Origin of the sequence: Kluyvera cryocrescens NBRC 102467 (genome assembly GCF_001571285.1) — a bacterium.
GTDB lineage: Bacteria > Pseudomonadota > Gammaproteobacteria > Enterobacterales > Enterobacteriaceae > Kluyvera > Kluyvera cryocrescens.
The window spans coordinates 120,575-145,408 of the sequence record NZ_BCTM01000002.1; the positions used below are offsets into that span (position 1 = coordinate 120,575).

Annotated in this window: 27 protein-coding genes; 10 read left to right on the forward strand and 17 right to left on the reverse strand. The window is 53.2% G+C overall.

Annotation, left to right across the window (positions count from 1 at the left end; all coding sequences use genetic code 11):
* Positions 1-137 precede the first annotated feature (137 nt).
* Positions 138-1,304 (forward strand): MFS transporter, encoded by a 1,167-nt coding sequence (locus tag KCR01S_RS02470; protein ID WP_061279565.1) that lies wholly within the window; start codon positions 138-140, stop codon positions 1,302-1,304.
* A gap of 66 nt (positions 1,305-1,370) precedes the next feature.
* Here the strand turns inward: KCR01S_RS02470 and sodB are convergent, their stop codons facing one another.
* Together sodB and KCR01S_RS02480 are read right to left on the reverse strand one after the other, a co-directional pair.
* Entirely contained in the window at positions 1,371-1,952 is a 582-nt protein-coding gene (gene sodB, locus KCR01S_RS02475) for a superoxide dismutase [Fe] (RefSeq protein WP_061279566.1), read from the reverse strand.
* Positions 1,953-2,075: 123 nt separating this feature from the next.
* On the reverse strand, positions 2,076-2,903 hold the full coding sequence (locus KCR01S_RS02480; protein WP_061279567.1) for a C40 family peptidase: 828 nt from the start codon (positions 2,901-2,903) through the stop codon (positions 2,076-2,078).
* Between the two features lie 340 nt (positions 2,904-3,243).
* Between KCR01S_RS02480 and KCR01S_RS02485 the strand changes: the two genes are divergently transcribed.
* A complete protein-coding gene (locus KCR01S_RS02485) occupies positions 3,244-3,591 on the forward strand; it encodes a Grx4 family monothiol glutaredoxin (protein ID WP_052281541.1) in 348 nt (115 codons plus the stop codon).
* A gap of 93 nt (positions 3,592-3,684) precedes the next feature.
* Here KCR01S_RS02485 and rnt read toward each other — a convergent pair whose 3' ends face one another.
* From rnt to KCR01S_RS02505, 4 genes are all read right to left on the reverse strand, one after another.
* Complete coding sequence (gene rnt / locus KCR01S_RS02490) at positions 3,685-4,329, reverse strand: ribonuclease T (RefSeq protein ID WP_061279568.1); 645 nt, start codon at positions 4,327-4,329, stop codon at positions 3,685-3,687.
* A gap of 105 nt (positions 4,330-4,434) precedes the next feature.
* Positions 4,435-4,842, reverse strand: a complete 408-nt coding sequence (gene gloA, locus KCR01S_RS02495) for a lactoylglutathione lyase (protein ID WP_061279569.1) — start codon at positions 4,840-4,842, stop codon at positions 4,435-4,437.
* A 71-nt stretch (positions 4,843-4,913) separates the two neighbouring features.
* Positions 4,914-6,011, reverse strand: a complete 1,098-nt coding sequence (gene nemA / locus KCR01S_RS02500; RefSeq protein WP_061279570.1) for an alkene reductase — start codon at positions 6,009-6,011, stop codon at positions 4,914-4,916.
* 56 nt (positions 6,012-6,067) lie between these two features.
* Complete coding sequence (locus tag KCR01S_RS02505; protein ID WP_061279571.1) at positions 6,068-6,664, reverse strand: TetR/AcrR family transcriptional regulator; 597 nt, start codon at positions 6,662-6,664, stop codon at positions 6,068-6,070.
* 142 nt (positions 6,665-6,806) lie between these two features.
* Here KCR01S_RS02505 and KCR01S_RS23795 point away from each other — a divergent pair, with 142 nt between their 5' ends.
* Both KCR01S_RS23795 and KCR01S_RS02510 read left to right on the forward strand, forming a co-directional pair.
* Entirely contained in the window at positions 6,807-7,046 is a 240-nt protein-coding gene (locus KCR01S_RS23795) for a DUF1289 domain-containing protein (RefSeq protein ID WP_072277066.1), read from the forward strand.
* 49 nt (positions 7,047-7,095) lie between these two features.
* Positions 7,096-7,992, forward strand: coding sequence for an aldo/keto reductase (locus tag KCR01S_RS02510; protein ID WP_061279572.1), 897 nt, complete (start codon positions 7,096-7,098; stop codon positions 7,990-7,992).
* Between the two features lie 42 nt (positions 7,993-8,034).
* Here the strand turns inward: KCR01S_RS02510 and KCR01S_RS02515 are convergent, their stop codons facing one another.
* Genes KCR01S_RS02515 through KCR01S_RS02525 form a run of 3 tightly spaced genes read right to left on the reverse strand, consistent with a single transcriptional unit; the run spans position 8,035 to position 11,159 of the window.
* On the reverse strand, positions 8,035-10,059 hold the full coding sequence (locus tag KCR01S_RS02515) for an FUSC family protein (protein ID WP_061279573.1): 2,025 nt from the start codon (positions 10,057-10,059) through the stop codon (positions 8,035-8,037).
* Positions 10,056-10,916, reverse strand: a complete 861-nt coding sequence (locus KCR01S_RS02520; RefSeq protein WP_061279574.1) for an efflux RND transporter periplasmic adaptor subunit — start codon at positions 10,914-10,916, stop codon at positions 10,056-10,058. Before KCR01S_RS02520 ends, KCR01S_RS02515 begins: the two co-directional genes overlap by 4 nt.
* Positions 10,917-10,925: 9 nt before the next feature.
* Entirely contained in the window at positions 10,926-11,159 is a 234-nt protein-coding gene (locus KCR01S_RS02525; RefSeq protein ID WP_061279575.1) for a DUF1656 domain-containing protein, read from the reverse strand.
* A gap of 198 nt (positions 11,160-11,357) precedes the next feature.
* On the opposite strand from KCR01S_RS02525, the gene slyA reads away from it, so the two are divergent.
* The gene (gene slyA / locus KCR01S_RS02530; protein ID WP_061279576.1) at positions 11,358-11,798 is read left to right on the forward strand and encodes a transcriptional regulator SlyA; all 441 of its coding nucleotides are present in this window, start codon (positions 11,358-11,360) and stop codon (positions 11,796-11,798) included.
* Positions 11,799-11,835: 37 nt separating this feature from the next.
* On the opposite strand, the gene KCR01S_RS02535 is transcribed toward slyA, so the two are convergent.
* On the reverse strand, positions 11,836-13,203 hold the full coding sequence (locus tag KCR01S_RS02535; RefSeq protein WP_061279577.1) for an MASE4 domain-containing protein: 1,368 nt from the start codon (positions 13,201-13,203) through the stop codon (positions 11,836-11,838).
* A gap of 219 nt (positions 13,204-13,422) precedes the next feature.
* Positions 13,423-13,890: an outer membrane lipoprotein SlyB gene (slyB, locus tag KCR01S_RS02540; protein ID WP_061279578.1), complete on the reverse strand. Its 468-nt coding sequence runs from the start codon at positions 13,888-13,890 to the stop codon at positions 13,423-13,425.
* Positions 13,891-14,160: 270 nt separating this feature from the next.
* Between slyB and anmK the strand changes: the two genes are divergently transcribed.
* The 5 genes from anmK (at position 14,161) to pdxY (ending at position 18,742) form a co-directional block, all read left to right on the forward strand.
* A complete protein-coding gene (gene anmK / locus KCR01S_RS02545) occupies positions 14,161-15,285 on the forward strand; it encodes an anhydro-N-acetylmuramic acid kinase (RefSeq protein WP_061279579.1) in 1,125 nt (374 codons plus the stop codon).
* A gap of 93 nt (positions 15,286-15,378) precedes the next feature.
* On the forward strand, positions 15,379-15,702 hold the full coding sequence (gene mliC, locus KCR01S_RS02550) for a C-type lysozyme inhibitor (RefSeq protein ID WP_061279580.1): 324 nt from the start codon (positions 15,379-15,381) through the stop codon (positions 15,700-15,702).
* Between the two features lie 57 nt (positions 15,703-15,759).
* Positions 15,760-16,416: a pyridoxamine 5'-phosphate oxidase gene (gene pdxH / locus KCR01S_RS02555; protein WP_061279581.1), complete on the forward strand. Its 657-nt coding sequence runs from the start codon at positions 15,760-15,762 to the stop codon at positions 16,414-16,416.
* A gap of 125 nt (positions 16,417-16,541) precedes the next feature.
* The gene (gene tyrS, locus KCR01S_RS02560) at positions 16,542-17,816 is read left to right on the forward strand and encodes a tyrosine--tRNA ligase (protein ID WP_061279582.1); all 1,275 of its coding nucleotides are present in this window, start codon (positions 16,542-16,544) and stop codon (positions 17,814-17,816) included.
* 65 nt (positions 17,817-17,881) lie between these two features.
* Positions 17,882-18,742, forward strand: a complete 861-nt coding sequence (pdxY, locus tag KCR01S_RS02565) for a pyridoxal kinase PdxY (protein WP_061279583.1) — start codon at positions 17,882-17,884, stop codon at positions 18,740-18,742.
* A 57-nt stretch (positions 18,743-18,799) separates the two neighbouring features.
* On the opposite strand, the gene gstA is transcribed toward pdxY, so the two are convergent.
* From gstA to rsxD, 6 genes are all read right to left on the reverse strand, one after another.
* Positions 18,800-19,405, reverse strand: a complete 606-nt coding sequence (gene gstA / locus KCR01S_RS02570; RefSeq protein WP_061279584.1) for a glutathione transferase GstA — start codon at positions 19,403-19,405, stop codon at positions 18,800-18,802.
* 147 nt (positions 19,406-19,552) lie between these two features.
* A complete protein-coding gene (gene dtpA, locus KCR01S_RS02575; RefSeq protein WP_061279585.1) occupies positions 19,553-21,058 on the reverse strand; it encodes a dipeptide/tripeptide permease DtpA in 1,506 nt (501 codons plus the stop codon).
* 594 nt (positions 21,059-21,652) lie between these two features.
* A complete protein-coding gene (gene nth / locus KCR01S_RS02580) occupies positions 21,653-22,288 on the reverse strand; it encodes an endonuclease III (protein WP_061279586.1) in 636 nt (211 codons plus the stop codon).
* Positions 22,288-22,983: an electron transport complex subunit E gene (locus KCR01S_RS02585; RefSeq protein ID WP_061279587.1), complete on the reverse strand. Its 696-nt coding sequence runs from the start codon at positions 22,981-22,983 to the stop codon at positions 22,288-22,290. Before KCR01S_RS02585 ends, nth begins: the two co-directional genes overlap by 1 nt.
* Positions 22,984-22,986: 3 nt before the next feature.
* Positions 22,987-23,607: an electron transport complex subunit RsxG gene (gene rsxG, locus KCR01S_RS02590; protein WP_061279588.1), complete on the reverse strand. Its 621-nt coding sequence runs from the start codon at positions 23,605-23,607 to the stop codon at positions 22,987-22,989.
* Between the two features lie 9 nt (positions 23,608-23,616).
* Entirely contained in the window at positions 23,617-24,669 is a 1,053-nt protein-coding gene (rsxD, locus tag KCR01S_RS02595) for an electron transport complex subunit RsxD (RefSeq protein WP_061279589.1), read from the reverse strand.
* Positions 24,670-24,834 lie beyond the last annotated feature (165 nt).

Here is a 24,834-nt window from a genome sequence, read left to right on the forward strand (position 1 = left end):
TCCCTCTCGTCTGATTGTTACCCATTTAGCAATAATCTTTTGCAGTTTTGTACACTTCTGTTTTTCTGTGATTAATGTCATGCTTTTGCACTATGTTGCCAGACCGCGCCCAGCCTGCGGTTAAACGGAGTCATTGCATGAAAATTAACTTTCCTCTATTAGCGTTAGCTATCGGGGCATTTGGTATTGGTACAACCGAATTCTCGCCGATGGGCCTGCTGCCGGTGATTGCCAAAGGTGTCGATGTATCAATTCCCGCTGCGGGAATGCTGATTAGCGCCTATGCGGTTGGCGTGATGGTGGGGGCCCCCCTGATGACGCTGCTGTTATCCCATCGCGGCCGTCGCAATGCGCTGATCTTCCTGATGGCCATTTTTACGCTCGGTAATGTGCTGTCGGCAATTTCGCCGGACTATACCACTCTGATGCTGTCGCGCATCATCACTAGCCTCAACCATGGCGCGTTCTTTGGTCTGGGCTCGGTGGTTGCGGCCAGCGTGGTACCAAAACACAAACAGGCCAGCGCGGTCGCAACCATGTTTATGGGGCTGACTATCGCCAATATTGGCGGCGTTCCGGCGGCAACCTGGCTGGGTGAAACTATCGGCTGGCGTATGTCATTCCTGGCGACCGCGGGTCTTGGGGTGATTGCGATTGTGAGTCTGTGGTTGTCTTTACCGCAGGGCGGCTCAGGCGAGAAACCTAACGTCAAGCGCGAACTCTCGGTGTTGGTGCGTCCACAGGTGTTGTCCGCGTTGCTTACCACCGTACTTGGCGCGGGGGCGATGTTCACACTCTACACCTACATTTCACCGGTACTGCATACCATCACGCATGCTACTTCCGGCTTCATCACCCTGATGCTGGTACTCATTGGCGTTGGTTTTTCCATCGGCAACTATCTGGGTGGTAAGTTTGCTGACCGCTCGGTAAGCGGTACGCTGAAGGGGTTTCTGCTGCTATTGATGCTGATCATGCTGGCGATTCCGTTCCTTGCGCAAACGCAGATTGGGGCGGCTGTTAGCATGGTGGTGTGGGGCGCGGCAACCTTTGCGGTCGTACCTCCGCTACAGATGCGGGTGATGCGCGTTGCGCATGAAGCCCCAGGGCTGTCGTCGTCGGTCAATATCGGCGCATTTAACCTCGGTAATGCGTTAGGTGCCGTGGCCGGTGGCGCGGTGATCTCCGGTGGGCTGGGCTACAGCTTTGTTCCGGTGATGGGGGCTATTGTCGCCGGACTGGCGCTGCTGGTGGTCTTCCTGAGCGGTCGCCGTCAGGGCGAAGAGGCGATGGCCAGCCAGTAAAACTGAAAAAGCAGAAGGGCGACCTTCTGCTTTTTTATATCACCCTCAAATACGGGTGAAGGTGGCTTACGCTGCCAGGTTATCCGCAACGAATTTCCAGTTTACCAGAGCCCAGAAGTGCTCCAGATAGTTTGGACGCGCATTGCGGTAGTCAATGTAGTAAGCATGTTCCCACACGTCAACGGTCAGCAAAGGCGTCGCATCGGTCGTCAGCGGAGTACCCGCGTTAGAGGTCGAAACGATAGCCAGAGAACCGTCCGCTTTCTTCACAAGCCAGGTCCAGCCCGCGCCGAAGTTTTTCACGGCGGCGTCGGTGAACTGCGCTTTAAACTCTGCGAAGCTACCAAACGCCTTGTTGATGGCTTCAGCCACTGCGCCAGTCGGTTCGCCGCCGGCGTTAGGTGCCAGACAGTTCCAGTAGAAGGTGTGGTTCCAGACCTGCGCTGCGTTATTGAATACGCCGCCTTCAGAGGTACGAACGATCTCTTCCAGGGATTTGCCTTCAAACGCGGTGCCTTTGACCAAGTTATTCAGGTTAGTGACGTAGGTCTGGTGGTGTTTACCATAATGATACTCCAGCGTTTCCACGGAAATGTGTGGCGCCAGGGCGTCTTTGGCATACGGTAATGCAGGTAATTCGAACGACATTGCTACTCTCCTTATTATAGTTTGTACACCCAATAACCTTGTATTGAGTGTGGATAGAGTAGCAAATTAAAAGGTGAGATAAAAGATAAGCTTACCCCGTTTGTTAACAAACGGGGTAAGTGTTTAACGAATGGTCTTCGGGGTGACCACGCGGCGAGCGCCGACGTAGTGACGTACCCAATAATCTTCGCTGAGCGAGGTGATTTGAATGTCGCGACCGGTACGCGGAGACTGGATAAACTTGCCGTTACCTACATACACGCCCACGTGATCGGCGGTGCCGCGACCGCGGGTGCGGAAGAAGACCAGATCGCCGCTTTCAAGTTCACCACGGTCAACCGGACGGGCGTCGCGCAGGTGATACATTTCGTTAGCCGTACGTGGAATGCGGATGTTGACCAGATCTTTGTACGCGTAATAGACCAGTCCACTGCAATCGAATCCCGTGCGCGGTGAATTACCGCCCCAACGATAAGGTTTGCCGAGCTGGCCCATCAATTTATTCATTGCCGTTTTCTGCGCCGTCTGCACGCGAGCTTTGTGCGCCTGAGCAATCGTGGTCGGCTGACTATCGACCTTGCTGGTAGTGCAGGATTTTTTATGACCTTTACGTGCTGGCTTACAGGTGGTCACGATATTGGCGGTTTTCAACGCACTGCCTTTTTTGCTGGCTTTGGCGGTACGAGAAGGGGAGGCTTTGCGGGTGGCAGAAGCTGTTTTCTTAGCCGCTGCGGGTGTTGCTTTTTTTCTGGAGACGGCAGCGGTAGTTTTTTTCTTCGCGTTAGATTTACTGTCCGTATTCTTTTTCTTCCGTTCACTGCCTTTTACAGGTAGCGACTTCTGCGCCGTGGGTGTTTTAGCATGCCCTGTTGCATGCGCCAACGGCGTGAACGATAACGATGTAAATAGCAATGCACAGAGCGTGAACGACCATTTTTTTATCTGCGCCACTGAACAACCCTCTGAGTATGCAGGCTAAACATCCTTGCCTGGGTATGATTTACAAAACCCAACGATTCTAATCCATAAAAACACGAAATGTTAATAGTGTTTTTATGTCTAAAACGCTGTTTCGTTAGCAACTGCAAAAAAAAACATCAATTGATACATCTTGAGTTAAAAAATGAGCAAGTTTTTCATTGGGCTGCCGATAAACACATATTTATAAGGCAACTTCACTCGTCAGACGATAAAATATTAAAGCGTGAACAAAATGTTATTTTCTGTTCAGGGTCTGAAACGCTACAATGTCAGACTACTGTCGTAAAAAGAAGTTTGAGGAAGCAAGATAATGAGCGAGACCATTGAAAAAATTCAGCGCCAGATCGCTGAGAACCCAATCCTGCTGTACATGAAAGGTTCCCCGAAGCTGCCAAGCTGCGGCTTTTCCGCTCAGGCGGTTCAGGCGCTGTCCGCCTGCGGTGAGCGCTTCGCTTATGTCGACATCCTGCAGAACCCGGATATCCGTGCCGAACTGCCAAAATACGCTAACTGGCCGACCTTCCCACAGCTGTGGGTGGATGGCGAGTTGGTTGGCGGCTGTGACATCATTATTGAAATGTACCAGCGCGGTGAACTGCAGCCTCTGATCAAAGAGACGGCGGCGAAGTACAACACCGAAGAGCCGAAAGCAGAATAATATCTGTCCCGGCGTCGTCTCACGATGCCGGGCGTGCTATGCAGTGAATGCTGAAACAAAAAAGCGACCCGTGGGTCGCTTTTTTTATCTCGCTTATTCGGCAACGATGGGCAGCGGCCAGCCGCCAAGGCGCTTCCAGCGATTGACGATTTCACAGAACAGAATGGCCGTCTGCTCAGTATCGTAAAGCGCAGAGTGGGCCTGGGAGCTGTCAAAATCCATTCCCGCGGCAGCACAGGCTTTGGACAGCACGGTTTGCCCTAATGCCAGACCGCTCAGCGCTGCGGTATCGAAGGTTACAAACGGATGGAATGGGTTGCGTTTAAGCGATGCGCGCTCGGCGGCAGCCATCATGAAGCTGTGGTCGAAGGTCGCGTTATGGGCCACCATAATGGCGCGGTTGCAGTCGCTGTCTTTGATACCTTTACGCACCATTTTAAAAATCGCATGCAGCGCGTCGTATTCGCTCACCGCACCGCGTAGCGGGTTGTTTGGGTCAATGCCATTAAACGCCAGCGCTTCCGGCTCCAGATTGGCGCCTTCAAACGGCTCTACGTGGAAATGTAACGTCGTGTCCGGCATCAACCAGCCTTGCTCATCCATTTTCAACGTGATTGCTGCTATTTCGAGCAGTGCATCCGTTTTGGCATTGAATCCAGCGGTTTCAACATCAATAACCACGGGATAAAACCCACGAAAACGGTCACATAGACCATTGAGCTGTGCATTGTCGGACATCTGAATCTCTTAACTTAGAAAAAGTAGCGCGCATTATGGCAAATTTTGCCGCGGCTGGGAAACGTGGGAAATAAAAACGGGCGCCGGATGGCGCCCGTGGAGGCGTTAGTTGCCGAGGCCTTTGCCTGCATCTTTCTCTTCGATCAGCTCGATTTTATAACCGTCTGGATCTTCAACGAAAGCGATAACCGTGGTGCCACCTTTAACCGGGCCCGCTTCACGGGTGACGTTGCCGCCGTTATTGCGGATACGCTCACAGGCTTCTGCGGCGTTGTCTACGCTCAGGGCAATGTGGCCATATGCGGTGCCGAGGTCATATTTGTCCACGCCCCAGTTGTAGGTCAGCTCGATAACCGCTTCGTAGCGCTCTTCGCCATAGCCCACGAAGGCCAGAGAGTATTTGTATTCGGTGTTTTCGCTGGTACGCAGCAGCTTCATGCCCAATACGTTGGTGTAAAACTCGATGGAGCGTTGCAGGTCGCCGACGCGCAGCATGGTATGCAGTAAACGCATGATATCCCTCGTCCTAACTTATGAATAATGTCCTAGTATAGCGGCGGATGGCCGCCGCTATCAATGCAGGATCACAGCGTTGGGTAGTCGGTGTAACCTTCAGCACCGCCGCCGTAGAAGCTTTCCGGATGCTGAGGGTTCAGCTCGGATTTGTGCTGCAGACGGGCAACCAGATCCGGGTTAGCGATGTAAGCACGACCAAAGGCAACGGCATCGATTAACCCTTTTTCGATCAGATCTTCGGCTTTTTCCGGCGTGTAGGCGCCAGCACCGATAATCGGGCCGTGGAAACGGGCGCGAACTTTTTCACGGAACGCTTCGCTGTACGGTTCGCCGCCCGCCCAATCCGGTTCAGACATGTGCAGGTAAGCAATACCGCGTTTACCCAGCTCTTCAATTAAATACAGGGCATCAGCTTCTTCGTTCGGTCCGTTGTCGACATTCTGGAAGCTGCCAATCGGCGATACGCGGATGCCAATACGCTCAGCACCCCATTCCTTAATCCCGGCATCTACCACTTCCAGCACCAGGCGAGCGCGATTTTCTACGCTGCCGCCGTACTGGTCTGTACGATGGTTAGAAGAAGGGGACAGGAACTGGTGCAGCAGGTAGCCGTGTGCGGAGTGCAGTTCAACCAGATCGAAACCGGCTTCACGCGCATTGGCGATCGCCTGACGGAAATCGTTGACGATGCCTGGGATTTCGCTGGTTTCCAGTGCACGAGGCATTGACGTATCTACGCGAATGGCGTGACCGTTTTCATCGCGCAGCGAAGTACGGGTGTTGGCACTCAGCGCCGATGGCGCGACAGGCGCTTCACCGTTTGGCTGCAGGCTATTGTGAGAAATACGGCCGGTGTGCCACAGCTGTACGGCAATACGGCCATCTTCAGCGTGGACACCAGCGGTAATTTTCTTCCATGCAGCGATTTGTTCCGGGCTGTGCAGGCCTGGTGCGCCCTGATAGCCTTTAGCCTGAGCCGAAACCTGGGTGGCTTCTGAGATAATAAGACCGGAGCTGGCGCGCTGGCGGTAATACTCAGCCATCAGCGGAGTAGGGATATCGCCTGGGACGATGCTACGCAGACGCGTCAGCGGGGCCATAAACACGCGGTTCGGGGCGGTAACCGCACCCACTTTCAGTGGGGTAAACAGTTTTTCTTGCGACATGGTGACTCCTGAGTAGACCGGTCGTCTAGTTGTATAGGAAATAAAAACGCCGGCGTTTAGTCCGGCGCAGCAATCAGATTCCTGACATGCGTCAGCGCGCTTTCCAGTGGCGCCGCACTGCGGGCCATCTTGGCCTGCAGATTTGCGCCAAGCCACAGCGAGTAGAGTACCTGAGCGGTCGTTTCAGCCTCACCGATAAACGTCAGGCAGCCCTCCCGACGGCCATTTTCCAGCGCTTGTGCCAGCAGAACCATAATCTGGTTGGCACCTTTATTCATTTCAGCGCGCATATCTTCGGAAAGATCGCACACTTCGGCAGAGAGCTTGACGGTTAAACAACCGCTAATCAGCCCCTGCTGGCAAAATTGCGTGAGCGTGTGCTGGTAGTAATCCAGCAGGCGGTCGCGGTAGTTCCCCGCGCCTTGCGTAAAGTGCTGGACCAGGCGCAGATGGTAATCGGCAAAGTGCCGTTCCAGCATGGCCACACCAAACGCCTCTTTTGAACGGAAATAGTGATAGAACGATCCCTTCGGGACTTCGGCCGTTTTCAGGAGTTCGCTCAGACCCATCCCGGTAAAGCCGCGGTGCATGCAAAGACGCTCGCCGGTTGCCAGGATGTGTTCACGGGTATCATGTTCAATTGATTTGTTCATGGTCCGCACTGTAATAGACCGATTGGTCTAATGCAACCGATTTTTTGAAAATGATGCCGGTAGCGCACGATGAGGGAGAAAAGTTGCGTCCGGCGGATTAAACGTCTTCAATGAGAGTATGACGAGGTAAAAGGGGGCTAACGTGGCGGAGCAACTGGAGTTTTTCCCGGTTCAAAGTCCGTGCCGGGGGATATGTCAGTCGGATGAACGGGGATTTTGTCGCGGGTGTTTTCGTAGCCGTGATGAACGCTTTAACTGGCAAAAAATGAGTGATGCGCAAAAGCAGGACGTTCTGCGATTGTGCCGGCAGCGTTTACTGCGCAAATTACGTGCGGGTAAAGCGCCTGACGCAGAAGAACCTCAGCAACCCTCACTGTTTTAAACGCAAAAATGCGTATACTCGATGCAAATTATTAATTGAGGAAGTGGTTATGGTTCAACGTATTACCCTGGCGCCGCAGGGCCCGGAATTTTCCCGTTTTGTGATGGGCTACTGGCGCTTAATGGAATGGAACATGTCCCCACGCCAGTTGATTAGCTTTATTGAAGAGCATCTCGATCTTGGCGTTACCACCGTTGACCATGCGGACATCTACGGGGGCTACCAGTGTGAAGCCGCTTTCGGCGAAGCGCTGAAACTGGCTCCGCATCTGCGTGAACGTATGGAGATTGTGACCAAGTGCGGCATTGCGACTACCGCTAAGCCGGAACATGCTCTCGGCCACTACATCACCGATAGCCACCACATTATTCATAGCGCCGAGCAGTCGCTGCGACATCTGGCGACCGATGTCCTCGATCTGCTGCTGATCCACCGTCCCGATCCACTGATGGATGCCGACGAAGTGGCGCAGGCGTTTACCACGCTGCATCAGAGCGGAAAAGTGCGCCATTTTGGCGTCTCTAACTTCACGCCGGCACAGTTTGCGCTGCTGCAATCGCGACTGCCGTTCACCCTTGCCACCAATCAGGTCGAAATCTCACCGATCCATCAGCCGACGATCCTCGATGGCACGCTGGATCAGCTTCAGCAGCTGCGGGTACGTCCGATGGCGTGGTCATGCCTCGGCGGCGGTCGTCTGTTCAATGATGATGAATTCCAACCGCTGCGTGATGAACTGGCGAAAATTGCCACGGAGCTTAACGCAAGCAGTATTGAACAGGTGGTCTATGCGTGGGTGATGCGACTGCCGTCGCAGCCGCTGCCGCTTATCGGTTCAGGGAAAATTGAACGCGTGCGCTCGGCTATTGTCGCTGAGTCTCTCAACATGACCCGCCAGCAGTGGTTCCGTATTCGTAAAGCCGCACTGGGTTACGACGTTCCGTAATCTGTCTTATGCAGGCGGTGTTTGCCGCCTGCATCTCTTCGCTTATGCCGTTTGTTCATTCAGCGTGCCGGGCACGGGTGCGGTCTCAAGCTGTGAAAGCGAGCAGTAAAGGCGCCACAGGATAGAAGCCAGCTCGCGGGCCGCTGGCTGATGGTGATGCGACAGCGCGTCACATATCCGCTGTAACTCCAATAATGTCGTCGCCAGCGGTCGCTGTTGCACCCCGCGTTCGCTCATGACATCCCGCAATAGGCTAATGCACATGTCGCGGACCTGCGAAAGAGGGTCGGATCGGGCTTCCCACGCACGAAGTTGCCACACCACGTGGGAACAGTTGAGCAGGACCACCCCCCAGCGCAGCAGCCAGCGCCGCGCAGGCTCATCCTGGCTGGTACTCAATTGGCTAACATGATGATAAACCAGTGATTCAAACTTATGTTCGCTGTTGGTTGGGTGACGGCTCAGTTGATCGACAAAGTGACGCCGTAACGCCCGAATATGACGACGGCTTTTACGCGCGTCAGAGCCGGGCGTGAGTACCGCAAACGCCAGCCATGCCAGCCCTACGCCAATTATTTTCGCCAGATTATCGTTGAGAAAATCGGCAAAGTTGTAAACCGGCGGGTTAGTTACCGCAATAAATGACCCCATAAACACAATCAGCGAGCCCCACAGCCTCGCCTGTTTCGGCATTTGCAGTTTGAGCAGCTGCATGGTGAGCAGCAGCGGGAAAAGAAACAGCATAAATTGCCAGAGGTCGCTGATTTGTACCATCAGACCAAACTTCACTCCAAAGCTGAAAATAGACAGCAGGGCCAGAGTGCGCATCAGCAGCGTCAGTGAACTAAATGGTGACGGCACGTTGGAATAGAGTACGCAACAAATGGCCGCCAGCGTCAGGGCGGCTGAACCGGATTCCCACTGCGTGCTGATACTGAGTGCCCCCACGCTTACCAGGGCAAAAAAGGTGCGAATACCGCTCCAGGCGGCTTCGATATGGTCGGTGTGGCGCATCAGTGCAGGTGATGCGGGAACTGAAAATTCGGTGACGGCGGTTGCATTTTCCAGCCGATGCAGCCAATGGCTGGTCGTCAGGTACAGACGGCAGAAGTAGCGAAGCCGGTGCCAGAAGGCATGGTGGCGATAGTCCTGCGGATCTTTTGGCGCCAGGGGCGCAATGATGCAGGCCACGGTATACGCATCGCAGTTGGGTTTTGCCAGAGCCTGTAACAACTGTTCCAGCACTGGACGGATCGTGTCTGGTGCTTCAGGCCAGTTCAGCATCAGACGTCGTAGACTGGAGATCACGCTGGTCAGACGTAGCTGTTGGTGGAGCAGATAGTTAAGCAGGGTATTTTGTCGACGCAGGCGATAGTGGCTCCAGAAGGCCTGAATACGCAGCAAATTCATGGTCAAAATCTGGCTGATAACGCTCTGATGAGCGCTGCGGATGGCGTCAGTAGTGACCGGTTGCCACAGCAGACTGGCATGCTCAAGCAAACGGGCGTGCATAGTTTTCAGCGCCGTCAACAGGGCACTGCCATCGGAAGTGCTGGGTAGGATCATCATCATCAGGCCGCCGCTCAGAATCCCGACAATCACTTCACAAACGCGTGCCTGGGCGATTTCCCACAGTTTTGTGGCGTCGACGACATTAATTATTGGAAAGGCAATGATGGCGCAGGTATATCCGGCGAGCTGAAAAGCGTAGGCAACGTTATTGGTATACATCGCGCAGGCCCAGGTGCAGAAGGCCAGCCAGGCCGACATGGCGAACAGAAATAACCACGGATCGGTGAGCGTGTGTCCGGCGATAAGCAGCGCGGCGCTGGCGCCGAGGAGACTGCCAGCGATACGCCCAAGACTTTTACTGATCACGCCGCCAACGGTCGGAAAACTGACCACCGCGGCTGACGTCAACGCCCAGTAAGGTTCATCAAGATTGAGCTCGTAGGCCACGATAAGCGCCAGACACATGGCAATTGCGTTACGTAAAGCATAACGCCACTGCGGCGGTGTGGCTTTAATCCAGGGCAGCGACCTCCACGTCAAAGTGGGTAGGGTCATTGCTTATCACCCTGGATTGAGACGGTGCAGGTGGTACCGGCAACGAGCAGCGTGCTGGCATCGAGTGAGTCAAATTCAATGCGCACCGGGACGCGCTGGGCCAGGCGTACCCACGGGATAGTGGGTTTGATATCTGCAACCAGCGCACCGTCGGTGGCCAGACTTTGATCGTGAATGGCGCGGCCGATGCTGGAAACGTGACCCTGTAACTTTTTATTGTTGCTGTAAAGGACAATATCAGCGCGGTCGCCCTGGCGAATATGCCGCAGCTTTGTCTCTTCAAAGTAGCCCACAACATAAAATGAATGGCTGTCAATCAGGGCGAAAACAGGGTGGCCGACGGAAGCATAGTTACCGACGCGCGTCGTCAAATTGGTGATCCAACCGTCGACCGGGGCCTTCACTTCCGTTTGACTTAGCTGCCAGCGCGCGTGTTCGTGTTCAGCTTTAGCGGCGTCAAAATTGGCCTGCGCCGCTTTCAATACCATATTGGCAGCATCGAGATCTTCAGCCGAAATGAAATTAGCCGATAACCCCTTACGGCGGGCGGCTTCATGACTGGCACGAGAAAGGTCCGATTGCGCCTTTGCCTGTTTCGCTTCGGCGTTCATCACCGCGATACGCCACGGCGTGGGGTCAATTTGAAACAGGACGTCACCGGCCTTCACAAACTGGTTGTCCTTGACGTTGAGGGCCAAAATACTGCCTGAAACCTGCGGCGTAATATCGACCTGCTCTGCGCGCACTTTCCCGTCTCGCGTCCACGGGGACTGCATGTAGTAGTTCCACACCAGCCAAACGGCGAGTATCGCGAGCGCAGCAATCAAAAGCGTTGAGAAATATTTTAATTTTTTCATCGAATGACATCACCACCAAACCAGAATCATCAGCGCAATACAGACTGAAAGCGCAAAGAAAGAGAGATCCATCAACAGGGGATGCCAGATATCACCGGCATACATCCAGTCTCGCAGAGTACGATGGATAACCAACCAGAACAGGAAGCCAAGTAGGACGGCTTTGAATAATGGGGGAAAATAAATTGAAGCGCCGACGACAAGATCTTGTAGCGGTAGTCCTGGGAGGTGGAAATTCGACATCACAAACAGAAATCCTTTGCAATTAGAGCGTTATGACTCGATAGTGTGACTTCTTTTGAAATAAATATACATCGTTTGTAACAGTGTAATGCATGTCGCGGGCTAGCGCGCACGTGGCATTTCATTTGTTTTGCTAATTTAAATACTGCACACTATTCTAAAATCAGTACAATAACCTAGCAAGCTAATTATAAGGAGATGAAATTGGAATCGCCATTAGGTTCTGATCTGGCACGGTTGGTGCGCATATGGCGTGCTCTGATTGACCATCGCCTCAAACCTCTGGAACTGACGCAGACACATTGGGTTACGCTGCATAATATTCATCAGCTACCACCTGAACAGTCGCAAATCCAACTGGCTAAAGCGATCGGCATTGAGCAGCCGTCTCTGGTACGTACACTGGATCAGCTGGAGGAGAAAGGGCTTATTTCTCGCCAGACTTGTGCCAGTGACCGTCGCGCCAAACGCATTAAGTTAACTGAGAAAGCGGCGCCGCTGATTCAGGAAATGGAAGCCGTTATTAACCACACTCGTGGCGACATCCTGGCAGGGATCTCTGCCGATGAGCTGACAATGCTGACCACGCTTATTCGCAAGCTTGAGCAGAACATCATCGAGCTGCAGTCGCGCGATTGACACCAAAAACCCGCGAATCTCGCGGGTTTTTTATGGCCTACAGCGCCTTCCACACCTCAACCCGATTACGTCCAGCGGCTTTTGCGCGATACATCGCTTCATCCGCGCGACGAACGCACTCTTCAACAGGTACAGTCAGGTTCTCTGCGGTAAAGATCCCCATGCTGATGGTAATCGATTCCGGCAATTGGTTATTGCTGCTGGCCGCATCATGCTGACTAATGGCCAGACGGATACGTTCGGCAATAGACTGTGCGATGTCCGGCGGCGTGTTGACCAGCAGCAGGGCAAACTCTTCACCACCAATACGCGCCGCGATATCGTTTTGCCGTACGGAATCTTGCAAAACTTTCGCGACAAACTGGATGACTTTGTCGCCCTGCAAATGGCCGTATCTGTCGTTGATGCGTTTGAAGTGGTCGAGATCGCTGACGATGACCGATATCGGCTGCTTGTGCGCGAGGGTCGGAAACAGCGCGGTGAAGGAATCATAGAAGTAGCTGCGATTGTACAACCGGGTTAGCGGATCGCGGATTGAGTTCTGGTATGAGTCCTGGTATTTGGTGTTCGATTGTCGATAGAGCGTGAACACGTCGCAGAACAAGACAAAGATGAGGAACAGTGTCGAAATCGTTTCAAACAACCGCGCCTGATACCAGCTATAGCTGGCGGCGTCTTGGCCGGACATCAATACAAACAGCGTGAAAATATAGCAGGAGCAAAAGAATGCACCGCTGTACCAGAATATATTACGTAAATGGGTGACCAGCAGAATTATCAACAGGGCCACGACCCATATTCCAATTAAAGACCAGCTGATTATACTGTTCCATGCGGTAGAATATTTGAAAGTATTATTATCGATAAAGCTGACATCAAGCGTTGGGCTATTACTTGAGTATAGCCAGGCTAACCACATTGTTGCGGTGCTGAAAACAATAATGATACTTAAGATAATGCAATGAATTTTTCGGCTATGCATATCACGCATTTTGAATGCATACAGGATGACGGAAGAAATAAACAGTATTGCCATCAGGATATTGCGGAAGGAAAAGAATATCAGCGCATCGTTATAATTTGTGATATTCGTCAGCCCACCGCACAGAAACCAATTAGGGTAGCTCTTCAATGTGCCCAGCATCAGCAGCGCTGATGTTGCGAAAGCAAAGGCGATAGGCATCAGGTACAGTCGCCGTTTATCGCAGGTATATTTCATCACCATAAACACAGCGATCATGATATGGAAGACCATCAGAAAAATGGTCAGCGTTGGAAATAGAATAGGGGCAATAGCCGGAACATGGCGTATGACAGAATTAGAAAAATGATTCAGGACCAGCGTCCCAATCAAAGTAATTGTGATATAAATCAAAAAACGCTGCAGGGGGAATTTTAAGAGCATATATGTATCCTGTTTACACTAAGCGCTGCAAGCTTTGGGCATCCCGGCCCTATATGCGGTAGAGTTTACTTGACTATCTGTAAAGAAATATTGTTCGTGCGCAAATAATAGATGAGGTAAATGATATTTATATATTCGCACTATGAATATAAGAGGAGGGATAATACATGGAAACAATCATGGCGTACGTGGTTACGATTACCACGTACGCCGAAAGTCTTAACGTGGGGAGACGGTCACCTGGCTGCCATTGCTCGCCATCACGACGCGCTGGCCTGCAGAGAAGCGGGTATCACCCTGTTTCTGCACTACCATGATGGTGTTGCCATCATCTTTACGAATTTCCAGTTCCACACCCTGGGTTTTGTTCATTGCACCCTGAACGCCCTGGCCTGCTACGCCACCTGCCACTGCACCGGCTGCGGTCGCTAATGAACGCCCGGTACCACCACCGATGGTATTACCCAGGAAGCCGCCCAGTACTGCACCACCGATAGCACCGATGACGTTGCTATCGTCGCCACCCTGAATCTGTACAGGACGGACGTGGACAATCGTGCCGTAGGTCACGTTCTGGACCTGTTTCGCTTCGGAGGCAGAGTAAACATCGCCAGACAGGCCGCTGCTGCTGACGCAGCCCGCGAGGGACAAACCAATCATTGAAACAGCCAATACGCGTAACATCATTATGAATCTCCAGTTCAACAGAATTGCTCTCATGAGCATCCCTACTGAACAATTATATGGTATTTGAACGACGCGGTCATATACTCCGCATTTATTCTTAATAGAATAATCCGTCCTGGCTTAACCAACGCTAAACGTGTGGGGAAATCTATAACCGCAGTCAATAATGGTAGCCAGCCGCTATATTGTTAAAAAATATTATTAGTTAATGGTATTACGTGCCACTTTATGCTGGAGTGTTAACCCTGCAAATGTGACTAAGGACGGCGTATGAAATCCGGGCGATATATAGGTGTGATGTCGGGGACCAGCCTTGATGGTGTGGATGTGGTACTCGCCGCCATCGATGAGAGCAGAGTGGCGCAGTTGGCCAGCTTATCATGGCCCATTCCTATCGCGTTAAAAGAGGCGGTACTGGCAATCTGTCAGGGGCAACCGCTGACCCTTTCACAGCTCGGACAACTGGATAACCGCTTGGGGAATCTGTTTGCCGACGCCATTATTGCACTGATGTCTCAGGAGCATCTGAAAGCGCAGGATATCGTTGCTATCGGCTGCCATGGGCAAACGGTCTGGCATGAGCCTCAAGGCGATGCACCGCATACCCTGCAGATTGGTGATAACAACATCATTGCGGCGCGGACAGGCGTGAGCGTGGTGGGAGATTTCCGCCGCCGTGATATGGCCCTTGGCGGGCAGGGCGCACCGCTGGTTCCGGCGTTTCATCAGGCGTTATTAGCCCACCAAAGCGAACGCCGAATGATCCTCAATATTGGCGGCATTGCCAATCTTTCATTGCTGGTACCGGGACAGCCGGTACGCGGGTTTGATACCGGACCGGGCAATATGCTGATGGATGCCTGGATCTGGCGTAGCCTCGGTAAACCCTACGATAAAGACGCGGAATGGGCGAACGAGGGGAAAGTCATGCTACCGCTATTGCAGGATATGCTGAGCGATCCCTATTTTTCAGCGCCAGCACCCAAAAGCACCGGCCGCGAGTACTTTAACTATGGCTGGCTGGCGCATTTCCTCGCCCGCTATCCAGGGCTGCGCCCGCAGGATGTTCAGGCGACCCTCACCGAGCTTACCGCGGTGACCATCAGTGAACAGGTGATGTTGAGCGGAGGCTGTGACCGACTGCTGGTATGCGGGGGCGGAAGCCGTAATCCGCTGGTGATGGCGCGGCTTGCAGGGTTACTGGCAGGAACGGAAGTGGCCACCACCGACGAATACGGGATAAGCGGCGACGATATGGAAGCATTGGCCTTTGCCTGGCTTGCCTGGCGGACGGTTGCCGGTCTGCCTGGAAATCTGCCGTCGGTCACCGGGGCCTCTGAAGCCACCGTTCTCGGCGCAATTTTTCCCGCGAACCCACAGAATAATAAGAGTTAACTGAAATCTTCTTTTACCATGGGCCTGTAGACTGACTCTACACGTGAGTGAGAAAATCACTCCCTGACTAGGATTGTCGAAAGGCCCAATACCATGAAAAAACTTCTTATTGCTGTTCTCCCTTTGATGCTTGCCGGCTGTAGCACCTATAACCAGTTTATGGAACGTATGCAAACCGACACGCTGGAATATCAGTGCGACGAGAAACCGTTGACGGTGCAGCTTAATAACCCGCGCCAGCAGGTTAGCTTCGTTTATGACAACCAGCAGTTGAATCTACCGCAGGGGATTTCCGCCTCCGGTGCGCGTTATACCGACGGTATCTATGTGTTCTGGTCGAAAGGTGACGAAGCAACGGTCTACAAACGTGACCATATCGTCCTGAATAACTGTAAGTTACAAAACCCCAAGCGTTGAGATTTTCAGGCGGGCGGCGCACAATAACGCTACCTACTGACTACAATTTTAAACGCCATGTCTGATAACGACGATCTGCAGCAAATCGCGCATCTGCGCCGAGAATACACCCGTGGCGGCCTTCGTCGCCACGACCTTCCTGATGAACCTCTCCCGCTTTTTGAGCGCTGGCTTGGACAAGCCTGTGAAGCGCGGTTAGCCGATCCTACGGCGATGGTAGTGGCGACGGTGGATGAAAACGGTCAGCCCTATCAGCGAATCGTGCTGCTCAAACATTATGATGAAAAAGGGCTGGTGTTTTATACCAACCTTGGCAGTCGCAAAGCGCATCAGTTAGAGCAGAACCCTCGCATCAGCCTGCTGTTCCCATGGCATATGCTGGATCGCCAGGTCATGGTGATTGGCAAGGCCGAGCGCCTGTCGACGCTGGAAGTGATGAAGTATTTCCACAGCCGTCCGCGCGATAGTCAGATCGGTGCCTGGGTATCGAAACAGTCCAGCCGCATCTCCGCACGCGGGATCCTCGAAAGCAAGTTTCTTGAACTGAAGCAAAAGTTCCAGCAGGGCGACGTTCCGCTGCCGAGTTTCTGGGGTGGCTTCCGCGTCAGCATCGAGCAAATGGAGTTTTGGCAGGGTGGTGAACACCGCCTACACGATCGTTTTTTGTACCAGCGTGATGCTGACGCATGGAAAATTGACCGTCTGGCGCCGTAAACGCCGAAATTTGTTGTTTTAAGCGCTAGCGCTGAATGCGTCAGCGCTTTATTCTATAAGGCTTTCGCGTCTGGCGAAAAGTCGTGTACCGGCAAAGGTGCAGTCGGATATAGATGGAGAATTTGATGGCAAGCAGTAACTTGATTAAACAACTGCAAGAGCGGGGGCTAGTTGCCCAGGTAACGGACGAGGTAGCGTTAGCAGAGCGACTGGCGCAAGGCCCGATCGCGCTCTATTGCGGCTTCGATCCAACCGCTGACAGCTTGCATTTGGGGCATCTTGTTCCTTTGTTATGCCTGAAACGCTTCCAGCAGGCAGGGCATAAACCCGTCGCGCTGGTGGGTGGTGCAACCGGTCTGATTGGTGACCCAAGCTTTAAAGCCGCCGAGCGTAAACTGAACACCGAAGACACCGTACAGGAATGGGTCGCAAAAATCCGTAAACAGGTTGCACCGTTCCTCGACTTCGACTGCGGCGACAACTCTGCAATCGCTGCCAACAACTACGACTGGTTTGGCGGCATGAACGTGCTGACGTTCCTGCGCGATATCGGCAAGCACTTCTCTGTTAACCAGATGATTAACAAAGAAGCGGTGAAGCAGCGTCTGAACCGTGACGACCAGGGGATTTCATTTACTGAATTTTCCTACAACCTGCTACAGGGTTATGACTTCGCGTGCCTGAACAAATTGCACGGCGTTGCGCTGCAGATCGGCGGCTCCGACCAGTGGGGTAACATTACCTCTGGTATCGATCTGACCCGTCGTCTGCACCAGAATCAGGTATTTGGCCTGACCGTTCCTCTGATCACGAAAGCCGACGGTACCAAATTCGGTAAGACCGAAGGCGGCGCAGTTTGGCTGGATCCGAAGAAAACCAGTCCGTACAAATTCTACCAGTTCTGGATTAATACCGCGGATGCGGACGTTTATCGCTTCCTGAAGTTCTTCACCTTCATGGACATTGAAGAGATCAATGCTCTGGAAGAAGAAGACAAAAACAGCGGTAAAGCTCCGCGCGCCCAGTATGTACTGGCCGAACTGGTTACCCGTCTGGTGCACGGTGAAGAAGGTCTGGTAGCGGCGAAACGCATCACCGATAGCCTGTTCAGCGGCTCCCTGAGCGCGCTGAGCGAAGCTGACTTCGAGCAGCTCGCGCAAGACGGTGTGCCGATGGTTGAAATGGAAAAAGGCGCAGACCTGATGCAGGCGCTGGTGGACTCTGAGCTGCAGCCGTCCCGTGGGCAGGCGCGCAAAACCATCGCGTCAAACGCCGTCACCATCAACGGTGAAAAACAGGCCGATCCGGAGTACTTCTTCAACGACAGCGACATTCTGTTTGGTCGCTACACGCTGTTACGTCGTGGTAAGAAAAACTACTGTTTGATCTGCTGGAAGTAATATTCCGAAACAGGGGGGCGTGGGAAACTACGCCCCCCTTCTTTTTTGTCGTCTGAGTAGAACTAATGAACAACATCCTCGCCATTCAGTCCCACGTTGTTTTCGGTCATGCGGGCAACAGTGCAGCCGAATTTCCTATGCGTCGTCTCGGCGCGAACGTCTGGCCATTGAACACCGTTCAATTCTCCAACCACACGCAATACGGTAAATGGACGGGCTGTGTTATGCCGCCTGCGCATTTGACGGAGATTGTTCAGGGGATTGCGGATATCGACCAACTATCGCGCTGTAGCGCCGTGCTGAGCGGTTATTTGGGGTCTGCTGAGCAGGGGGAACACATTCTGGGGATTGTTCGTCAGGTCAAAGCGGCGAACCCACAGGCAAAATTCTTCTGTGACCCGGTGATGGGACATCCGGAAAAAGGCTGTATCGTGGCACCCGGTGTGGCCGAGTTCCACAAGCGCCATGCGCTACCGGCAAGTGACATGATTGCCCCGAACCTGATTGAGCTGGAAATTCTCTCCGGACATGAGGTGAAGGATGTCAACGACGCGGTGTGTACGGCACGTGAGCTGATTGCGCAGGGGCCAGAAATCGTGCTGGTAAAACATCTGGCGCGCGCGGGCTACAGCCAGGATCGGTTCGAGATGCTGCTGGTGACGGCGGACGAAGCCTGGCATATCAGCCGCCCCTTGATTGATTTTGGCGCTCGCCACCCGGTCGGTGTAGGTGACGTCACCAGCGGCCTGCTGCTGGTGAAACTGCTGCAAGGTGCATCGCTACGTGATGCTCTGGAGCACGTCACGGCGGCAGTCTATGAAATTATGCTGACGACAAAAGAGATGGGCGAGTACGAACTGCAGGTGGTTGCGGCCCAGGACCGGATTGCGAAGCCGGAGCACGACTTTAGCGCTACGCGCCTGTAAGACGGTGAAGTCTGCCCGGTGAAGTGTCCATCACCGGGCGACGATCTGTCTTAAGTTTTATTTCAGCCCTTCAGCGGCCACCGCCGCCGCAACTGCCGGACGTGCCGCTACCCGCGCCATATAGTCCGCAATATTCTTATATCCCGCCATCTCCAGCTTCACGGCAAACGCCCAGCGCAGCACGGTGAACAGATAAGCATCGGCAATGGTAAAGCGTGAGCCGCTGATCCACTGCGTACCTGCTAAAGAGTCATCAATGTAGGCCAGTTTTTTATCCAACAGTGCACGCACGGTAGGTTTGTACTCTTCCGGCGTATCCGGACGGAACAGCGGCGTGAAGCCTTTGTGCAGTTCGGTGGCGATAAAGTTCAACCACTCCAGGGTTTTATAGCGGTTGATGGTGCCCACTGGAGCCAGCAGTTGGCGGTCAGCAACGCTGTCGGCGATGTATTGCATGATCGCCACGCCTTCAGTCAGCAGGGTATTGTCATCCAGCAGCAGTGCCGGTACCTGGCCCTTCGGGTTAACCTGCAGAAAATCGTCACCGTTCTCCATACGTTTGTGCATAAGGTCGACGCCAATCAGCGAGAAGTCTTTTCCGCTTTCCCGTAGGGTGATGTGCGATGCCAGGGAACAGGCGCCAGGTTTATAGAACAATTTCATGGGTAACTCCTTCAGACTATGATTATTTTTGTGGTCCATCAGCAGAAGGGCGGCTGGCGGATATGCAGGTATGTTAGTGCCTGAGCAGACAAAAAAAAAGCCGCTAACGGAAGTTAGCGGCCCAAAATGATACGTTTCCCGATGACTTTACGCGGAAGCGGCTTCACTATCCGCAGCAGACTTCGGATCGTCCTGAGTCATGCGGTTCAGTTTTGGTGCGGTCAGAAGCATCAGCACCGCGACAACGGCGGTGGCAACGCCAATCTGCAGGAATACGCGACCATAGACTTCCAGTGACATGACCGGGTCGGTGACGTTTTCTGGTACCGCCATCATACCGGCAACATAACCGCCGATGATGTTTGCGCCAGCGGTGGTCAGGAACCAGCTACCCATGATGAAGCCCATCAGACGTTGTGGAACCAACTGAGCCACCATTGCCAGGCCGAGACCAGAGATCATCAGTTCGCCAATACTCTGCAGGCCGTAGCTGATAATCAGCCAGTTAACGGAAACGATACCCGCGTCGCTGGCGAATTTCGCGCCCAGCGGCAGCACGAGGAAGGCACCGGAGCACAGCACCATACCAATAGCGAACTTGGTTGGCATTGGCAGGGTATCGCCCATTTTGTTGTAGATAGCGGCCAGAATTGGGCTACCAATGATGATCCAGAATGGGTTCAGCGCCTGATACTGTTCCGGCTCGAACGCGATACCCAGGATAGAGTGTTCAACGTTACGAATCGCGAAGAAGTTCAGTGAGGTTGGCATCTGGCTGTAAAGAACGAAGAAGATAATCGCTTCCAGCATCAGGATGAAGGCCACAATCATCTTGCGACGTGCAGCACCCTGCATCGCAAAGGCTTCTTTACCGAAGATGAAGACGATACCCAGCGCAATCACGCCCAGCACCATGCGTGCAATTTCCTGGTGGTGAAGCAGCCAGGTGGCCACGGTAACCAGAATAACCACGCCAACGATAGTCAGCAGCAGGTTGCGGTAGTTAGTCGGTTCAAAGTCAGGTTTAGAACCGTACTGTTTCACCCAGCGCTGGCAGAATGCGAAGTTAACAACGGTAATCAGCATACCCACAACGCTCAGTGCGAACGCGGTGCTCCAGCCGTATTTCGCGGCGAGCCATGGCGTTGCCAGCATGGAGAAGAACGAACCGATGTTTACGGACATATAGTACATGGTGAATGCACCGTCCAAACGTGGGTCGTCTTTGGCATAGCAGGTAGAAAGCAGGGAAGATGGGTTGGCTTTGAACAGGCCGTTACCCACGGCGATGGTCGCCATACCCATATAAACGACGCCCGCATCGTGACCGGACCATGCAACCAGCGCATAACCAATCGCCAGTACCACAGCACCCAGCATGATCACGCGTTTGGTACCCAGTACTTTGTCGCCCAGCCAGCCGCCGATAGCAACCAGACCGTAAACTAATGCACTGAAGGAAGAGAACAGGGTGATGGAATCTGCTTCGGACATACCCAGTTGTTTAACCAGGTAAACGGCCATAATGCCTTGCAGGCCGTAGAAGCCAAAACGCTCCCATAACTCAATAGAGAAGATGAGATAAAACGCTTTAGGTTGTTTGAAGGCGTTCAAACTCACGCTTTCAGTTGGTTTATTGTTTGCAGTAGACACATATACCTCTTATTTACATCCCAATCACTGGGGGGTGTACTGGGCGGAGTGCTCGTTTTGGCATCCACCTTATAGTTATTCTGGAGGGAAACGGGAAGTAATGTTCACTATCCTGCGCTTTCAGACAAGCCTTTTGCAATACTCTGTTACAAATAAAAACTCCGGTATAATTAACCATCTTTATAAATGTTATTCAGCGTTAAATTTCATGCTTTAAAAATAGACGGTTTATTATTCTAATAATGGGCAGGGAAAACCGGATCTTAACCATATCTTCTGCTGATGGCGCTTGAATATAGTGATATAGGCTGAATTCTTAAAAAATGCTGGATGATCGTCTTGTGCATTGCAAATGTTGCATTGTGATGATGTAGGCGCTTTGTACGTAAAGAAACATAAATGCAACATTATGTTGCTCTTATGATCTTGTCAGCGATTGTATAGAAATTTTCGCTAGCGATGACATGTTTAACCTGTAAAAACGGTATATAGGCGTTATAAATGCCAAAAACTGAATAATTATATGAGATTAAACGTAGCTTTAGCGCGAAGGAGGGAAGCGATGGGCCGACTTGCCTCATCGCTAAAAATGGTCTACAGCTCGATTTTCTCTTTGTATTCACACAGATCTTCGATGATGCACGAGCCGCAGCGCGGTTTTCGTGCAATACAGGTGTAGCGGCCGTGCAGAATCAGCCAGTGGTGGCAGTCGACTTTAAATTCGGCGGGCACGACCTTAAGCAGTTTCTCTTCCACCTGCTCTACGTTCTTACCTGGTGCGAAGTTTGTGCGATTGCAGACGCGGAAAATGTGTGTATCGACGGCAATGGTTGGCCACCCAAAGGCCGTGTTGAGCACCACGTTTGCCGTCTTGCGCCCTACGCCGGGCAGTGCTTCCAGCGCGGCACGGTCCTCGGGGACCTCACCGCCGTGCAGTTCAAGCAGCATTCGGCAGGTCTTGATGACATTTTCTGCCTTACTGTTAAACAACCCTATGGTTTTGATGTATTCCTTCACCCCATCAACGCCTAAGTCCAGCATCGCCTGCGGCGTGTTGGCCACCGGATAGAGCTTTGCCGTCGCTTTGTTCACGCTAACATCGGTCGCCTGCGCCGAAAGCAGTACGGCAATCAGCAGCTCAAACGGTGAGGTGAAATTGAGCTCCGTGGTGGGATGCGGATTGTTGTCGCGTAAGCGGGTCAGGATCTCAAGGCGTTTGGCTTTATTCATTAGGCTTTCTCTGCCGTTTCCACGTCGACGCTTTCCGCCGCAACGGCCTTAGCGCGGCGCTGTTTGGTCCGTTCATCGATTAAATATTTAATGGCCAGCAGCATACCAAGACCGATAAACGCCCCCGGTGGCAGCATGGCCAGCAGGAATGGGGTATCGGTATGGAACAGCTCGATACGCAGTGACTTCGCCCAACTGCCCAGTAGGCCGTCGGCGCCGTCAAACAGCGTGCCGTTACCCAACAGCTCACGAATCGACCCCAATACGAACATGGTGCAGGTTGCGCCCATGCCGATGGCAAAGCCGTCGAGAGCCGACAGTGCAGGCCCTTTTTTGGCGGCGAACGCTTCTGCGCGGCCGACAACAATACAGTTGGTCACGATAAGGGGAATAAAGATCCCGAGCGATTGATACAGACCAAACGCATAGGCGTTAATCAGCATCTGTACGGCGCTGACGACCGACGCAATGATCATTACGTAAATGGGGATGCGAATCTCCGCCGGCGTCCAGCGGCGCAGGCTGGAAATTGCCAGGTTGGTCAGCGTCAATACTAAGGTGGTCGCCAGCCCCAGTCCCAGGGCGTTGGTTGCTGTGGAGGTGACCGCCAGCAGCGGACACATCCCTAATAGCTGGACCAGCGCGGAGTTATTCTTCCAGAGCCCCTGGACAATAACCTCTTTAACCTCGCTCATGATTTACTCTCCACAGGCTTGCAGTTGTGAAAGTTGCGCGGGAAGCGTTTCAGCATACAGCCCGGCACGCTTAACGGCGTTGACGACGGCGCGCGGCGTTATGGTCGCACCGGTAAACTGATCGAACTGTCCGCCATCTTTTTTCACCGCCCACTGAGCATCGCTAGCGCCGCCGATCTTTTTCCCGGCGAAGAATGTAATCCAATCCGACAGGCGCAGTTCAATTTTATCGCCCAGGCCCGGCGTTTCGTGATGTTCCGTCACGCGGGTGCCCAGTACGGTGCCGTTAAAATCTGCACCGACTAACAGCTGAATGGCGCCCGAGTAGCCATCCGGTGCTGTCGCTTCCAGCACGGCCGCGACCGGTTTGTCATCCATTCTGGCAATATAGACTTTGTGCTGACCTTTACCCAGCTCGGGTGCCGTCACCACAAAGCAGCTTTTCAGCAACGCATTATTATAGCTGTCAGCGGGAATAACCTGCTGGAACAGCGCGTTTTGCTGCTTCTCAGCCTGTTCGTCGATAGTGTGTTTGGTTAACTGGTTAATCGCGGCCGTCAAGCCCGTCGACCCGGCAGCGAACAGCGCCAGCGTGACACCGTGTTTACGCATGGTTTTTAACATGGTCAGTCCTCAGCGGTGTCCATAAGTGCGCGGGCGCGTGTAGTAATCGATCAGCGGCACGGTAATGTTAGCCAGCAGTACGGCAAAGGCAACGCCATCAGGATACCCCCCGAAGCTGCGAATCAGCCACACCAGCAGGCCCGCCAATGCGCCGAAAATTAAGCGTCCACGGTTGGTTGTGGAGGCGGTTACCGGATCGGTGAGAATAAAGAACGCACCCAGCATGGTGGCACCGGAAAGGAGATGCATCTGTGGCGTCGCAACGCTTTCTGGATGCAGCAGCCAGCCTAGCGTCGAGCACACGGCGAGACTGACCAGGAAGCTGAGCGGAATATGCCAGCGAATGGCTTTTTGCCACAGCAGGAACAATCCACCGACCAGATAGGCGATATTGACCCATTGCCAGCCGATACCCGCCAGCGCGCCGTGATAGATGGCGCCGTTGAGGATTTGCTCAACCGACTGCCCGGCATGAAGCGAGGTTTTAAAGGTATCCAGCGGCGTTGCCTGGCTTACGCCATCAATGCCCATGCGCAGCGCCGTCATATCCTGACCGGCCGCGGTATGTCCGGTGAAGATCACCTGAATCGCGTCGATAAAGCCGGGCACCGAGGCCGCAATGTCATGCGGGGGTAACCAGGATGTCATCTGTACCGGGAAAGAGATGAGCAGCACCACATAGCCAATCATTGCTGGGTTGAAAGGGTTTTGTCCTAAACCACCGTACAATTGCTTGGCGATAATGACGGCAAATACGGTACCGAGGACCACCATCCACCATGGCGCAAACGGCGGAATACTGATAGCGAGCAGCAGACCAGTCAGCAGTGCGGAGTTATCCGCGAGCGTCTGCACGACGTTTTGCTTACGCAGGCGCAGTACCAGCGACTCGGCAAGCCAGGCGGTAGAAATGGCCAACATCAGCTGAATAAGGGTTCCCCAGCCAAAAAACCAGCCCTGTACCAGGATCCCCGGCAGGGCAGCAATGACCACCAGCATCATAATGCGCGATGTCTGGCGATGGTTATGGGTATAAGGGGAACTTGCGATTTTGAAAACCATTTAATCCTCGTTAACGGCCTGAGCGGCTTTCCTGGCTTGAACACGGGCAATCGCAGCGGCGACGGCGGCTTTGCGTGAGTCGTCGTTGGCAGCGGGCTCCGCGATATCTTGCTGTGCGGCTTTACGTGCTTTGGCACGCGCGATAGCGGCTTCAACGGCGGCTTT

Coding starts and splice junctions, on each gene's coding strand:
- KCR01S_RS02470 (WP_061279565.1), top strand. CDS start 138: ATGAAAATTAACTTTCCTCTATTAGCGTTAGCTATCGGGGCATTTGGT.
- sodB (WP_061279566.1), bottom strand. CDS start 1,952: ATGTCGTTCGAATTACCTGCATTACCGTATGCCAAAGACGCCCTGGCG.
- KCR01S_RS02485 (WP_052281541.1), top strand. CDS start 3,244: ATGAGCGAGACCATTGAAAAAATTCAGCGCCAGATCGCTGAGAACCCA.
- rnt (WP_061279568.1), bottom strand. CDS start 4,329: ATGTCCGACAATGCACAGCTCAATGGTCTATGTGACCGTTTTCGTGGG.
- gloA (WP_061279569.1), bottom strand. CDS start 4,842: ATGCGTTTACTGCATACCATGCTGCGCGTCGGCGACCTGCAACGCTCC.
- nemA (WP_061279570.1), bottom strand. CDS start 6,011: ATGTCGCAAGAAAAACTGTTTACCCCACTGAAAGTGGGTGCGGTTACC.
- KCR01S_RS02505 (WP_061279571.1), bottom strand. CDS start 6,664: ATGAACAAATCAATTGAACATGATACCCGTGAACACATCCTGGCAACC.
- KCR01S_RS02510 (WP_061279572.1), top strand. CDS start 7,096: ATGGTTCAACGTATTACCCTGGCGCCGCAGGGCCCGGAATTTTCCCGT.
- KCR01S_RS02515 (WP_061279573.1), bottom strand. CDS start 10,059: ATGACCCTACCCACTTTGACGTGGAGGTCGCTGCCCTGGATTAAAGCC.
- KCR01S_RS02520 (WP_061279574.1), bottom strand. CDS start 10,916: ATGAAAAAATTAAAATATTTCTCAACGCTTTTGATTGCTGCGCTCGCG.
- KCR01S_RS02525 (WP_061279575.1), bottom strand. CDS start 11,159: ATGTCGAATTTCCACCTCCCAGGACTACCGCTACAAGATCTTGTCGTC.
- slyA (WP_061279576.1), top strand. CDS start 11,358: ATGAAATTGGAATCGCCATTAGGTTCTGATCTGGCACGGTTGGTGCGC.
- KCR01S_RS02535 (WP_061279577.1), bottom strand. CDS start 13,203: ATGCTCTTAAAATTCCCCCTGCAGCGTTTTTTGATTTATATCACAATT.
- slyB (WP_061279578.1), bottom strand. CDS start 13,890: ATGATGTTACGCGTATTGGCTGTTTCAATGATTGGTTTGTCCCTCGCG.
- anmK (WP_061279579.1), top strand. CDS start 14,161: ATGAAATCCGGGCGATATATAGGTGTGATGTCGGGGACCAGCCTTGAT.
- mliC (WP_061279580.1), top strand. CDS start 15,379: ATGAAAAAACTTCTTATTGCTGTTCTCCCTTTGATGCTTGCCGGCTGT.
- pdxH (WP_061279581.1), top strand. CDS start 15,760: ATGTCTGATAACGACGATCTGCAGCAAATCGCGCATCTGCGCCGAGAA.
- tyrS (WP_061279582.1), top strand. CDS start 16,542: ATGGCAAGCAGTAACTTGATTAAACAACTGCAAGAGCGGGGGCTAGTT.
- pdxY (WP_061279583.1), top strand. CDS start 17,882: ATGAACAACATCCTCGCCATTCAGTCCCACGTTGTTTTCGGTCATGCG.
- gstA (WP_061279584.1), bottom strand. CDS start 19,405: ATGAAATTGTTCTATAAACCTGGCGCCTGTTCCCTGGCATCGCACATC.
- nth (WP_061279586.1), bottom strand. CDS start 22,288: ATGAATAAAGCCAAACGCCTTGAGATCCTGACCCGCTTACGCGACAAC.
- KCR01S_RS02585 (WP_061279587.1), bottom strand. CDS start 22,983: ATGAGCGAGGTTAAAGAGGTTATTGTCCAGGGGCTCTGGAAGAATAAC.
- rsxG (WP_061279588.1), bottom strand. CDS start 23,607: ATGTTAAAAACCATGCGTAAACACGGTGTCACGCTGGCGCTGTTCGCT.
- rsxD (WP_061279589.1), bottom strand. CDS start 24,669: ATGGTTTTCAAAATCGCAAGTTCCCCTTATACCCATAACCATCGCCAG.